The sequence below is a fragment of the Marivirga harenae genome (assembly GCF_030534335.1).
Classification (GTDB): domain Bacteria; phylum Bacteroidota; class Bacteroidia; order Cytophagales; family Cyclobacteriaceae; genus Marivirga; species Marivirga harenae.
The window spans coordinates 1134003-1147591 of record NZ_CP130565.1 but is presented as its reverse complement, the minus strand read 5'-3'; the positions used below and the strand labels follow the sequence as shown (position 1 = coordinate 1147591).

At 36.2% G+C, this 13589-nt stretch carries 9 protein-coding genes; 8 read left to right on the top strand and 1 reads right to left on the bottom strand.

Features of this window, described 5'->3' with window-relative positions:
* Positions 1–40: 40 nt before the first annotated feature.
* On the top strand, positions 41–1246 hold the full coding sequence (gene gldJ, locus Q3Y49_RS04855; protein ID WP_303271119.1) for a gliding motility lipoprotein GldJ: 1206 nt from the start codon (positions 41–43) through the stop codon (positions 1244–1246).
* Positions 1247–1350: 104 nt separating this feature from the next.
* On the opposite strand, the gene Q3Y49_RS04850 is transcribed toward gldJ, so the two are convergent.
* Positions 1351–1947, bottom strand: a complete 597-nt coding sequence (locus tag Q3Y49_RS04850) for a LemA family protein (protein ID WP_303271118.1) — start codon at positions 1945–1947, stop codon at positions 1351–1353.
* Between the two features lie 147 nt (positions 1948–2094).
* Between Q3Y49_RS04850 and Q3Y49_RS04845 the strand changes: the two genes are divergently transcribed.
* The 7 genes from Q3Y49_RS04845 to Q3Y49_RS04815 all read left to right on the top strand — a co-directional run bounded on the left by Q3Y49_RS04845 (position 2095) and on the right by Q3Y49_RS04815 (position 13580).
* A complete protein-coding gene (locus Q3Y49_RS04845) occupies positions 2095–3228 on the top strand; it encodes a serine hydrolase domain-containing protein (RefSeq protein WP_303271116.1) in 1134 nt (377 codons plus the stop codon).
* A gap of 7 nt (positions 3229–3235) precedes the next feature.
* Positions 3236–3421, top strand: a complete 186-nt coding sequence (locus Q3Y49_RS04840; protein ID WP_303271115.1) for a hypothetical protein — start codon at positions 3236–3238, stop codon at positions 3419–3421.
* A 229-nt stretch (positions 3422–3650) separates the two neighbouring features.
* Entirely contained in the window at positions 3651–6791 is a 3141-nt protein-coding gene (locus Q3Y49_RS04835; protein WP_303271114.1) for a hypothetical protein, read from the top strand.
* On the top strand, positions 6788–8245 hold the full coding sequence (locus Q3Y49_RS04830) for a hypothetical protein (RefSeq protein ID WP_303271113.1): 1458 nt from the start codon (positions 6788–6790) through the stop codon (positions 8243–8245). The genes Q3Y49_RS04835 and Q3Y49_RS04830 overlap by 4 nt, the downstream gene beginning before the upstream one ends.
* Positions 8208–11378, top strand: a complete 3171-nt coding sequence (locus Q3Y49_RS04825; RefSeq protein WP_303271112.1) for an nSTAND1 domain-containing NTPase — start codon at positions 8208–8210, stop codon at positions 11376–11378. The genes Q3Y49_RS04830 and Q3Y49_RS04825 overlap by 38 nt, the downstream gene beginning before the upstream one ends.
* Positions 11365–12396, top strand: a complete 1032-nt coding sequence (locus Q3Y49_RS04820) for an outer membrane beta-barrel protein (protein ID WP_303271111.1) — start codon at positions 11365–11367, stop codon at positions 12394–12396. Before Q3Y49_RS04825 ends, Q3Y49_RS04820 begins: the two co-directional genes overlap by 14 nt.
* Positions 12393–13580: a hypothetical protein gene (locus Q3Y49_RS04815; RefSeq protein WP_303271110.1), complete on the top strand. Its 1188-nt coding sequence runs from the start codon at positions 12393–12395 to the stop codon at positions 13578–13580. The genes Q3Y49_RS04820 and Q3Y49_RS04815 overlap by 4 nt, the downstream gene beginning before the upstream one ends.
* Positions 13581–13589: the final 9 nt, after the last annotated feature.

Here is a 13589-nt window from a genome sequence, read left to right as displayed (position 1 = left end):
TGATTAAACAGTGTTTATTAAACGAATACAATAACAGGATATGAAAAAGTGTGTGTTTAAAATCCAGTATGCCGTGCTTACAGTAGCAGTAGCTATTTTGTTTGCTTGCGGTGGAGGCAACCCGACAGCCAAAGGGCCGGGAGTGGTAAGTACGACCACAGGTTTAGAATATAATAGCGAAGAAGGCTTTCAGGTGGCTGAATTTCGTGGTCAGCCAGATGGTCCTAACTTAGTTTATATTGAAGGCGGTCGAACTGTATTAGGTTCTTTCGAAGAAGATATCCTTCATACTAGAGACAATATTGAGAGGACTGTAACAGTATCATCGTTTTACATGGATGAAACTGAAGTAGCCAATATCCATTGGTTAGAGTTCTTGCATTACGTAAAACTAGATTCCTCAAGAGATTATTATGAGTCTGTTATGCCTGACACTACCGTTTGGGCAAGGAAATTGGCTTATAATGACCCATATGTTGATCATTATTTAAGATATCCTGGTTTCCGTTATCATCCAGTTGTTGGGGTAACTTGGGAACAAGCTACGGAGTATGCAAAATGGAGATCAGTAATGGTAAATTATAAATTAGCTGAAGAAGCTGGAATTGAAGTTCCTGCTGAATCTGGAGGTCGAATTCCTTTGGAGACAGGAGTTGTTTTGCCAGATTATAGACTACCTACTGAAGCAGAATGGGAATATGCTGCAACTGCGTTAATCGGTACTCAATGGGTTGACGAAGTGCAACTGTACAAAAGAATCTATCCTTGGGACGGTCACTCATTAAGAAATCCTTACGGCAAAGAAATGGGTTACTTCTTAGCGAATTTCAAAAGAGGTAGAGGTGACTATGGTGGTATCGCTGGGAAATTAAATGATGGTGCTTTTGTTACTGATTATATATACAACTTTCCACCAAATGATTACGGGCTTTATAATATGGCAGGAAATGTAAATGAGTGGGTTTGGGATTTGTACCGTCCGCTTTCATTCCAGGATTTTGATGATCTAAATCCAGTTAGAAGAGACGGAACATTGGATCCTCAAAGCAATTACGACAATGGCGCTACAGATCCAAATGCAATCAACTCATTAATTAATGATAATATCCGAGTTTATAAAGGAGGTTCTTGGGCTGATGTAGCTTACTGGCTGTCTCCAGGTACTAGAAGATTTATAGAGCAAGATTCTGCTACAGCAACAATAGGTTTCCGTTGTGCAATGATTAGAGCTGGCGGAAATAAGTAAAAAAAGTATTCGTTTAATACAAGCAAAAAAGGCTTTCTCATCAGTGAGAAAGCCTTTTTTATTGTATTTAAGGGATAATAAAAATTTATGAAATCCAAGCTTAACTAGTCAAAGTTCACTTCTGGTGCCTGCTCTGCTCCTTGATCAGCTTCAAAATAACCCTTCTTGTCAAAACCGTACATTCCAGCTAACATCGCTTGTGGAAATTTTCGAATATATGTATTATAATCTTGCGTTACTTCATTAAAGCGTCTCCTTTCTACGGCAATTCTATTTTCCGTACCTTCCAATTGATCTTGTAATTTGATAAAATTCTGATTGGCTTTGAGGTCAGGATATCTTTCTACAACCACCATCAATCGAGATAATGCAGAACTCAATCCTTGCTGGGCTTGCTGGAATTGTTGAATTTTTTCTGGGCTTAAATCATCAGTATTTACATTGACGCCTGTTGCTTTTGATCTTGCTTCAATTACGCCCTGTAAAGTTTCCTGCTCAAAATCAGCGTATCCTTTAACCGTATTCACCAAATTAGGAATCAAATCAGCCCTTCTTTGATAAACATTTTCTACTTGCGACCAAGCGCCCGTAACTTGTTCCTCTTTTGTAACCATGTTATTGTAGGATCCTGCAAAAAGTCTGTAAAGTATAAATACTACAACGACTATTACGCCTATAGTTATTAAAAGTCCTTTTTTCATCTTAGTTTAATTAAATTTAGTTTTTGTTTCATGAAATAATAATTACGAAGGTAGTAGAGAAATGTTGAATAATAAATTCATTTCGTTTTCTTGGGGAATTTTGATTTTTGAAAGTGTATTTTTGCCCTTTCGTTAATTGTAAGTGTTATGATATTGAAAAAAATTGGTGGATTTGGCATTTTGCTTTTCATCGTATTAGGAGTGATTTATTTCTTTTTACCTAATTACGCACAAAAAGCATTTCTCCATTTAACAGCTGATATAGATGATTATAAAATATTTGAAAACAGAACTATAGCTGCAAGCAACCCCAAAACATGGGGAGAATCTACTTTGTACAATCAGTATGAAATGGGGCAAACCTACAAAGAGGAATTAGAGCGGTATGAAACTACCGCTTTTTTAATTGTGAAGGACACGGCACTTTATTATGAAAAATACTTCTTAGGTTATAATGAAAATGAAATTTCGAATTCATTTTCAGCGGCAAAGAGTATAGTCAGTTTGCTTATAGGAATAGCGATAGAAGAAGGTAAAATCAAAAGTGTTTTTCAACCAGTTGGAGATTTCGTGGAATCCTTTCGAGAAGGGGAGAAATCTAAAATTCTGATTAAAGATGTGTTGACGATGAGTTCAGGGATTCGATGGGATGAAGCCTACTTGAGCCCATTTTCTAAAACTACAAATGCATATTATGGTGATGATTTGAAGAAGTTAATTTCTGAATTAGAAGTGGATAATAATCCTGCGGAGGAGTTTGCCTATAAAAGTATTAATACTCAGGTTTTAGCTGAGGTTTTGGAATCTGCTACAGGTCAATCGATAAGTGATTATGCCACCAATCGACTATGGAGAAAAATTGGCGCAGAAACGGATGCACTTTGGAGTTTGGATAAAGAAGGTGGGATGGAAAAAGCATTTTGTTGCTTCAATAGTACAGCACGAGATTTTGCAAGAATTGGCCAGCTGGTTTTGAATAAGGGAAAATGGGATGAGGAACAGGTAGTTCCCTCTGAATATATTGAGATGGCGACTCAACCCGCTCAATTGATGAATGCCAAGGAAACTGTACCGCATTATGGATACCAGTGGTGGATTTTAGATTATAAGGGAAGACAGATCCCCTACGCCAGAGGAATTTTGGGACAATATATTTTTGTTCTTGAGGATAAAACTGCAGTTGTGGTCAGATTAGGTAAAAGCAGAAGTAAGTTTTATACAGACCAACATCCTAATGATGTTTACACTTATGTAGAAGTGGCTTATGAATTATTGAAATAGAAATGTAATGGAGTTTACGAAAATATTAAGGGTTATTTATTGGGTATTAGTAGCCATAATGATTATGGTATTCTACTATAGTTTACGCTATGCGGGCGAAGATGCAATGGAATACACTTTTGTAGCATTAGCCTTTTGGGTTGCTGCTTTTGTCTTAAATAGGTACATAAACAAAAAGAAATCCAAAGAGTAGATTTTTATGGTTTGCATGTAATTTGTCAGTAACTATATTAAAATGATTACTTAATTATGCAATAATTAGAAAAATATTACTATTATAAAAAAGATGTTGTAACACCTATTGTACGCCATCTGGATAATTTAACCACTCATCGAAATAAAAGTTACTTTATTCTAGATTAAATAGTACAATCCAGGTATTTGATTTATATTCGACTGCTACATTACACAACATCTGACCATTGAAAAAGCTGATTCTCAATGTATTAAATGCTGAAGACCAAGAGTCTAAAAGAGTATTTTTATTATTACTCATGGGATTCTTTATGGGCTTTTTTGTGTCAGGACTTTCCGTGGGTGCCGAGGCATTATTCTTGAATAACTTTAGTGAAGAAACAGATTTACCCCTGGCCATAGTTGTATCCGGGGCAATTGGAGTATTGGCTACATATCTTTTCAATTATTTTCAATCCAAGATTAGTTTTGTGCGATTAGCAGGCTATACGCTTTTAGTCATCTTCATTTTATTGATATCTGTTGAAGTAGCTTATTCGTACTTACCTAACGTATATCCTCTATATTTTATCACTTTCACCTTTGTATTGCCATTTACGTACTTGATTTTACTGATTTTTTGGGGTGCGTTTGGCAGGCTTTTCGATTTACGCCAATCTAAAAGAATCATTGGAGGAATCGATACTGGACAACTAACTGCATCAATTCTGGCATTATTAGTTATTATCCCATATTTATTGAACAGGCCTGATTTTGCAGAAGAGGACCTGATTACCATGAGTGTTATTAGTCTTGGGGGTATGTTTTTATCCTTTTTATGGCTGATGAATAGCTCGAAAAAATATTTGATTAGAGCTGGAAAAAATGAACTGGTTTCCTTCAAAAAAGTGCTAACAGACAAATATATGCTTTTGATGGTAGCATTTGTTTTAGTTAGTGTAGTAGCGGTAACTTTCATCGATTACTCTTTCTTTAGCGTTGCATCAGCGCAATTCAATGAAAGCAACTTAGCTACTTTTTTGGCATATTTTAACGGTACCATTATAATTTTCAGTTTTCTCTTCCAAACCTTTGCGACCGATAAAATAATTGCTTTGTACGGGCTTAGAGTATCGCTACTGATAAATCCAATCCTTATAATGATAATGGTAGGGGCGGCAAGTCTTATTGGTGCCAGCTTAGGCTTCACTCCAGATGATCCCAACTTTATCTTCTTCTTTGTCACTATTGCAGTAAGTAAGCTTTTTGTCACTTCCCTCAAGGATGCATTAGACGAGCCAGCATTTAAGCTATATTTTCTTCCCCTTGATGTAGAGAGCAGATTTGATATTCAAGTAAAAATTCAAGGAGTGGTTAATGCATTTGCTGGATTGCTGGCTGGTGCAATTATTATTCTACTAAATAATGTCGAGGTGTTCAATCTATTAACCATTTCTGTAGCAGTTTTGCCTTTGTTAGTGATATGGTATCTGGTGACCCGCAGAATGCACAAAGGCTATCGGACAACGCTTCAAGGAACATTAGTTCGAAATAAAGAAAAGAATAAAGTTGATGAAAACGAGAATTCAATTAGTAGGCTATTGCAGAAACAAGTGCAAAGTAAAGAGGAGCATAAGAGGCTTTACAGCTTGAAACTTATGGAAAAACTCGAGCCTGAAGAATTTTCAACCTTTAAGGATAATTTTACTGGGGATGTTTCTCCTAAAATGAAGGAATATTTAGGAGACGGAAAATCAGCATTTGGCATAAAGTCAAATCTTACTTTAAAAAAATTAGCAGAGAAAGCACGCAAAGAAAACGAATCAAGAGATGTAACTCCGGTAAGTTTTGAGCAATTGAGTAGCTGGGCAAGGTCTTTAGATCCTAATAAGAGGTTATATACAGCCCGAATTTTCAGACAACATGCTGATGCTAAAAATATATTTCTTTTATTGGATTTATTAAAAGATGCTAACATTGAAGTAAGAATGGAAGCCATCGAGACTGCGCGCCTCTTGAAAAGGCATGAGACTTGGAATGTGCTGATTGACATGCTAGATTCTGAAAAATATGGACATGCTGCCTTAGCAGCTTTGGTCGCTGCAGGAAAAGAAGTTCTGCATCATTTAGAATCTGCTTTTCATAAATCTGGTCAAACTGATAAAATCAGGATGGCGGTTGTTCGTATTATGGGTAAAATCGGAAGTGTTGAGGCAGAAAAATTATTACTTAAAAAAATTGACTATCCAGATAAAAGGATTGTTTATGAGATGCTGAATGGCTTTGGTTATGAAGATTTTAATGCACAAGGCAATCAAGCACAAATAATAATTACCTTAATTGAAGAGGAAATTGGCAAGGCTATCTGGAATATGGCCGCTATTCAAGAGCTTCCTAAGGAAGAAAGGTATGAAATTTTGAGGAGAGCCTTTAAAGAAGAATTAGGGCATAATTTCGAACAAATATTTCTATTTCTGTCCCTGGTTTACGATACGGAATCGGTTTCTTTAGTTAAAGAAAACATTCTTTCAGAAACTGCAGAGGGTATAGCCTATGGAATAGAATTGATGGATATGTTTATTGATTCGGAATTGAAAAGTAAGCTTTTTCCATTGGTCGATGATATTGGGATAAGTGAGAAAATTAAGGCCTTGGATCATTTCTTTCCAAGAGAACATTTTGAGCCTTTAAGATTGCTCAACAATATCCTTAACAGAGATTACAATCAAATTTCAAGGTGGATTAAAGCCTGTGCCTTATATAATCTCGCTTTCCAAAAAGATTATGAGCCCAATTATGCTGTAATAGCCCATGTCTTCAATAACGATAGATTATTACAAGAAGTGGCCGCTTGGTTATTGTATCATAGGAAACCCAATCAGTTCGAAAAAGTGATTGAAAGGGTGGGCCAGGAAGATCAAGATAATCTGGTGAATACAATTGCGCACAATCAACTTGAAGATGGCTTGAATGATGGCTATTTCCTATTAGTGGAAATCGTTATGTTCCTCAAACAAATTGAAGTGTTTTCCAAAATAAATGGTGATCAGCTATGTGATTTGGCTGACAACACCAGGGTCATCAGAATGGAAGCAGAGGAGACCATAGATTTAACTAATCAGGAGAATAATGCCATTTATGTGGTAGCAGAAGGAAGCTTGAATCTGACTACAGAATTTGAGGCGGACGTTAAACTGATTCAGAATGATGTTTATGGAGAATTATTTGTTCCTGAGAAAAACCTTAAAGCCGAAAAATTAACGGCAGAAGTGCATTCCGTAGTTTTCCAATTAAATATCAATAATTTTTACTCCTTAATGTCTAGAAGCCAGGAGTTTACTAACCAATTATTTACAGCAATAACCCAATATTATCAATCAAAAGTATGAATGAAAAATTAGAAATAAATATTATTTATGCTGAAGGGGACAATAAGCCCATTCTTGAAAATAGAGGATGGGTAAGCTATTTTGAGAAGTTCCTGTACATGATGCTTAAACAAACCATGAACAGGAAAATCCAAATTAATTTGTATGCCGATACTGAAGGAAATGATCCTGAACCGAATGGGGTATATATTCCAATCTTGTCACCTGATTTTATTTTATCCGGTGCTTGCTTAGATAGAGTCGAAAATCTTTTTTTGGACAATAAAATGGAGGTAATCCATGATCGAATTTTTCCTGTTTTTAAATCTCCATTAGCATATATCGATATTCCAGAAAAGCTTCGAGTGCTAAGAGGGTATATCTTCTATTTGAATAGTGAAAATCAAGAAGAGGAGCTATCAGATTTTTTCTCAAAAGAAGCGGAAAAAGGATATTGGATGAAAATGGTTGACTTGTGCTTTGATATCTATGAAACCATTTTGAATATGAACCATAAGAGTAAAGTTGACAAAGGGCATGGCCGAAAAGCAATATATTTAGCGGAAACAGGGCAAGATTTATCCGGGGCAAGAAACATTATAAAAAGAGAATTAACTAGGCATGGTTACGAGGTTTATCCAAAAAGCCTGCTGCCCCATAATGTAGCTGATGTGAAAAAATCGATCGAAAGTGATTTAAGTAAATCTTCATTTTCAATTCACATGATAGGATCATCCTATGGCACTATTCCTAATGGAACAGAAAGCTCCGTAATGGATATTCAAAATTCACTAGCATCAGAATTTGCAGAAAGAAACCCTCAAAAATTTAATCGATTGATTTGGATTAGCCCAACTTTAAAATTTGCAAGTGAAAAGCAAAAGTCTTTTATACATAATATTAAAAGGGATGATAAGGCATCGTTTGGTGCAGAAGTATTGCAGACCTCATTGGAAGATTTTAAAAATACGCTTTGGGAGGAACTGCTAGATAAAGGTTTGAATAGGAAATTAAGAAATAGCTTCAGAAACAAGGATCAAAGTAAAGCCATTATTTACTTAATTTATGATGAAATTGACATAAGCGATGTTGAGCCTATAAAAAAAGAAATCCTTCAAAACGATGTGGAATTGCTTGTCTTAGAGAATAATGGAGAGCTAATGGAATTGCGCAACAAGCATATTGATGCTTTGAAGGACATGGATGCGGCCATAGTTTTTCAAAAAAATGTAAATAACCAGTGGGTTTATATGAAACTTTTAGATTTGCTAAAAGCTCCCGGTTTTGGAAGATCGAAACCTATTTTGGGTAAGCTTTTTAAATCTGAAATAGCAAAAGGCACTGAGGATGAGTATATTAGCAGATATGAAGTTGAGGTAGACGTTAGTAATAATTCCAAAATTTTAAGTAAATTTATTAGTGACATAAAGTTGGCTTTTGAAAATAGCCAATCAAAACTGGCAGAAGAAAGCTAAAATGGAAGAGGAAAAACTAACCATATCGAATGCCCCTAAATCGCAATATGGAAAAAAGAGCAATCCTTTTCCTGGATTGCGTCCTTTCAAGATTGAAGAAAGCCATTTGTTCTTTGGAAGAGAAGGCCAAAGTGATGAGGTGTTATTGAAACTGTCCAATCATCGATTTGTGGGAGTTATTGGGCCATCGGGGAGTGGTAAATCTTCTTTTATCTACTGTGGAGTTTTACCTATTTTATATGGAGGGTTTTTGACAGGTCGATCTACAGATTGGGAGGTGGTTGTCACCCGTCCGGGAGCGGCACCAATTGACAATTTAGCACAATCACTTTTGAAAACTGATCTTATTGACAAAGAGCTTTCTGAAGAAGATAAGCAGATCAAACGGACGATTATTTCTTCACTTTTAAGAAGTTCATCGGTGGGCTTGGTTGAAACCATCATGCAGTTTAAAGGCGATAAGGAGAAGAACTACCTTATTTTGGTGGATCAATTTGAAGAACTATTCAGATTTAAGGATTCATCTAATATGCAGTCAGTAAATGAAACCTTAGCTTTTATTAATCTATTGATGGAGGCCATCAACCATGCAGATGTACCTATATATGTAGCAATCACAATGCGTTCGGATTTTATTGGTGAGTGCTCTCAATTTCCTGAACTAACCAGACAAATCAACGACAGCCAATATTTGATCCCTCAAATGACAAGGGAGCAAAAAAGGCGAGCTATTACAGGTCCAGTGGCAGTTGGGAATGCTGAAATTGCGCCTAGACTAACTCAGCAACTCTTAAATGATTTGGGAGATAATCCTGATCAATTGCCAATTTTGCAACACGCTCTAATGCGTACTTGGGATTACTGGAGCCACTTTAGGGATTATGAAAATGAGCCACTGGATATTAAGCATTATGAGGCTATAGGGACTATGTCCGAGGCCTTGTCAATGCATGCCAATGAAGCTTTTGAGGAACTCAATGACGAGCAACAAAGAAATTGTGAATTTCTTTTCAAGGCCATAACTGAAAAACGCGGTGGTGGGAGTTATGGAATCAGAAGACCAACTCAACTGAACGAAATTGCTGCTATTGCTAATACTTCTGAGGAAAAAATCATACAAGTAATAGAGAAATTTCGAGATCCCGGAAGGTCTCTATTAACTCCTCAATATGGGGTTCCGCTTCACAGTAATTCCATAGTGGACATTTCTCATGAAAGTATCATGAGAATTTGGAACCGCTTGAAAAACTGGGTGAATGATGAGGCAGATGCAGTAGCCATGTATAAGCGTCTGGCAGAGGCGGCCGATATGTTTCAGCAAGGAAAGACGAGTTTATGGAGACCACCTGATTTACAATTGGCCTTAAACTGGAAGGAAAAGCATAACCCTACTTTGATTTGGGGACAACGATATCATCCAGCCTATGAAAGAACAATTTCTTTCCTGGAGCATTCGGCAGAAGAATACGAAATAGAGCAAAGAGCGAAAGAACTAGAACAAAAAAGGAGACTAAGAACAGCTAGAGTAACGGCTTTTATAATGGCTGCTGCAACCGTGGTTTCCCTATTATTTTTGGTATATGCTTTTTATGAGCGTATTCAAGCCCAGAGAAACGAGGACTTGGCTAAAACAGAAGCGGCTCGTGCAAAAGAACAAACTAAAATAGCCAAGGATCAAACAAAATTAGCTGAGGAAAAAGAAAAAGAAGCGCAAAAGCAAAAAGATTTAGCAGAAGAAAGTGCAGAAACTGCTAGGATTGAAAAAGAAAGAGCTACTATGGCGGCAAAATTAGCTGAAGAAAGAAGAATAGCCGCAGTAAAAGCGGAAGGAGAGGCAAGTGAAGCAGCTATTGTGGCAAAAGAAGCAGAAAAACAGGCAAATCTTGAAAAAGAAAGAGCTGAGGATGAAAAAGCTAGGGCAGATCAATTGCGATATTTGGCCATAGCCAATGCTATATCTGTTAAATCAATGCAGTTGAATGATCCGCAACTACAGGGTCTTTTGGCACAGCAAGCCTATATTTTTAATGAGCGATACAATAAATATGAATATGATCCGGAAATTTACGATGGCTTATATTATGCGCTGAAGGAATTTAATCATCCGCTAACTCAAAAGATTGACGGGCATCTAAAATCGGCAAAAGTAGTTGTAGCAGGCATTTCGGACAATGAATTTTTCTCTGCGGGTTCACAAGGGAGTATCCTTAAATGGAATAAAGTAGAAAATCACTGGATTGCCGATACCATAGCGCCAATAAGAAATAGAAGAGTGGTTAAATCGATGATTTTTGATCATAATAACAATCATATTTATGCGGCTGGTCAATTTATTACTGATGCGGGTGAATCCGTTATTGAACGATATGATTTAAGCCAAAGTAAACCTTCACTTGAAGAAATAAGAGGAGTTAAAGGGGCATTTGTGAAAATGCGATTTGCGGATAATAAATTATGGGTATTGGATGAAGGTGGGAAGTCAATCAAATTATTGGATGAGGGTAAAAGCAAGAAAATCTTTCAATCTGAAATGAAAATTAATGATTTCATAGTGGATGAAAATAAATCATTTATTTGGCTGGCTACTGATACAGGAGAATTGACACGAATCGATAAAACAGGAGAAAACGATACTGTTTTATTTAAGGCTAAAAGTGCATTAAGCACCGTAACATCAAAGTTTAATTTTGTGGTTACCGGGGATGTGAATGGATCTGTAAATTTATTTGCTGATAATAATTTTTCGAAGCCAAATGCACTAACGGGTCATATTGGAGGAATTGATGAGTTGAAAATAAGTGAGAATGGATCGGCCCTGCTTTCAGCTGGTAAAGACAGGACAGTTAGAGTTTGGAATTTGTCAGAAATAACCCAGCCCCCCATTATTTTATCCGATCACAATGACTGGGTATGGTCAACTGACTTTAGTGCCAATAATGAATGGATTTTTTCTGCTTCAGAAGATGGAAGAATACATGTCTGGCCCTATTCAATTGATAGAATGGGAGACAAATTATGCGATGACTTAGATAGAAATATGACTCAGACGGAATGGGCAACCTATGTAGGTAGTGATTTGCCATATGAACAAACTTGTGAAAATTTAGAAAAGTTATCAGATGCAGGGGAATAAGATAATCATAGTGCTACTTTTATTTATGACCGTCTCCTATCATGGATTTGCTCAGAACAATTGTGTTCAAAATTTAAGGGACGCCAGAAACGCTTATGATGAAGGAAAGCTTCAAGATATGCCTAATTTGTTGTCAAAATGTATAGAAAATGGCTTTACAGATGAAGAGAAAGTGGAAGCCTTAAGGTTTATAACTTTATCTTATTTGTTCAGCGAAGAACAAGAAAAAGCGGAAATTGCCTACTTGCGACTTTTAAAAATTAATCCTGAATATCAAGTTAATGAGGAAACAGACCCTACTGAACTCATCATTTTATCTGAAAACTATGATACAGATCCAAAATTCTTTTATGGCTTAAAACTAGGTAGTAGTTATAATTTTATTGAAATCACTGAGTATTATCCGATGTTTGATCTAGCAGGTCGTGGCACTTATGAACCCCCATTTGGTTTAGGGGCGGGTTTATTTTTTCAATATCCAATTAATGATGATTTTACGGCCAATGCGGAAGTTCATTATAATTACAGGGGCTCTGTTTTAATTAGACCCACTGTAACGGACGAAGGAGGTAGTGGTGTACCTCAGACTATTACAGAAAATCAACAATGGCTTGAAGTGCCTTTATTGATAAATTATAAAATCCCATTTGTAAATAAGTTTTTGTTGGAAGTTACAGCAGGCCCATCTATCCATTACCTTTTATCATCCAATTTATCGGTTAACGGTATCGAAGAAATTAATAACTTGGATATGATTGACTTCAGAAATCAATTTAATGCAAGCGGCTTAGTGGGTTTGCGAGGAAATTTTAAGCAATTAGGTAGAAATTATATTACTGTTGAAGCGCTATTTCAATTTAGGTTTTTAGAGGAGGTAGATTTTAATAGTCCCGGCCGTGCACAACTGGATTATGATCTATTGCAAGCGGCTTATGCTGAAAATCAATATAAAGGACATGCATTCATTTTACGGTTTGGTTTTCGATTCCCTAGATTTAATCCTGAGTTAATCAAATGAGAAGTATAAAACAATACATATTAGTACTTGCAATCTTAACGACTGCTGTTGCCTGTAATACAGAAGAGAATCTTATTCCTGCATCTCAGGACGCTTTTATCAAAATTATAAAAGGTCAAGGTTCAGAAGTCCCTTTGAAAATTGAGAAATTATCTGATCAAAATCTCTTAGTAGTTTCCAATACTAGCATTTTCCAACAAACTAGCACGAACGAAAAAATAAGGGTACTGAAGTTAGATTTGGCTGGAAATGAAGTTTCAGACCCGAAATATTTTCCGGAAGAGACGAATCAGAACTGGAGTGCCGCTGATGCCATTGTTACAGCAGACAATAATATTGTTATTGGGGGTACTGTTGGCGATACAAGTCTCATTTTCTTTTCCCTGAATAGTAACTTGCAAATAGTGGATACTCAACATTACAAATTGGAGAATGCGATTTCCTATGAACTTAAAGGCTTTTATTTTGATGAATCCACTAACAAAATCATATTTAGTGGATCCGAAATTCAAGGAGATGAAGAAGGTGGAGAACAGCTTGGGTATACAATCTATGGGGAATTAGACTCCAATGATTTAAGCCTGCTAAACGTTTTTAGAAGTGAAAAGGCAAAAGAACTGCCCGCTACTATATTGTATCGAGATCTTAATGATAGAATTAATTGGGTATATAATAGCAGTTCTTCCACTTTTTTAAGAAGTAATACACCTCAGCTAAGTTTAATTGAAGAATTGGGATTTCTTGAATTTAAAGGAGCCACGAGTATTACCACTAGAAAATTAATCGGAACCAATGAAGGCATTGTTCTTTTTGGTGAATTTGATATCAGTAAGCAAACGCAATTGTTCTATAGTAAAGCTTATACATCAGAGTTTACGCCTTTTGGAGACAAAGGAAATCATCAATTGAACAATGTTAAAAAAATAGAATCCGGCTACTTGGTTACTGGCAAAACAGAAATATTGGAAGAAGGCGCCAATTCGCAAAGTGATTTTTTGATCTCAAGAAGAGGCCTAAATGGAGGGGAGGTATTCACCGAAACCTTTGGAAGCAATTCAGATGAACAACTGCACGATGCGGTTATGGTAAACAATAAGATTTATGCAATAGGATCCAGCATAATAGGAATTAACAATACCTTATTGTTATTGAAAATGGATGAATTCGGAAGGGTAAGTAATTAAGCTGTTTAA

What these genes read in the sequence shown, in the direction of transcription:
- gldJ (WP_303271119.1), top strand. Translation starts at nt 41, where the DNA reads ATGAAAAAGTGTGTGTTTAAAATCCAGTATGCCGTGCTTACAGTAGCA.
- Q3Y49_RS04850 (WP_303271118.1), bottom strand. Translation starts at nt 1,947, where the DNA reads ATGAAAAAAGGACTTTTAATAACTATAGGCGTAATAGTCGTTGTAGTA.
- Q3Y49_RS04845 (WP_303271116.1), top strand. Translation starts at nt 2,095, where the DNA reads ATGATATTGAAAAAAATTGGTGGATTTGGCATTTTGCTTTTCATCGTA.
- Q3Y49_RS04840 (WP_303271115.1), top strand. Translation starts at nt 3,236, where the DNA reads ATGGAGTTTACGAAAATATTAAGGGTTATTTATTGGGTATTAGTAGCC.
- Q3Y49_RS04830 (WP_303271113.1), top strand. Translation starts at nt 6,788, where the DNA reads ATGAATGAAAAATTAGAAATAAATATTATTTATGCTGAAGGGGACAAT.
- Q3Y49_RS04820 (WP_303271111.1), top strand. Translation starts at nt 11,365, where the DNA reads ATGCAGGGGAATAAGATAATCATAGTGCTACTTTTATTTATGACCGTC.
- Q3Y49_RS04815 (WP_303271110.1), top strand. Translation starts at nt 12,393, where the DNA reads ATGAGAAGTATAAAACAATACATATTAGTACTTGCAATCTTAACGACT.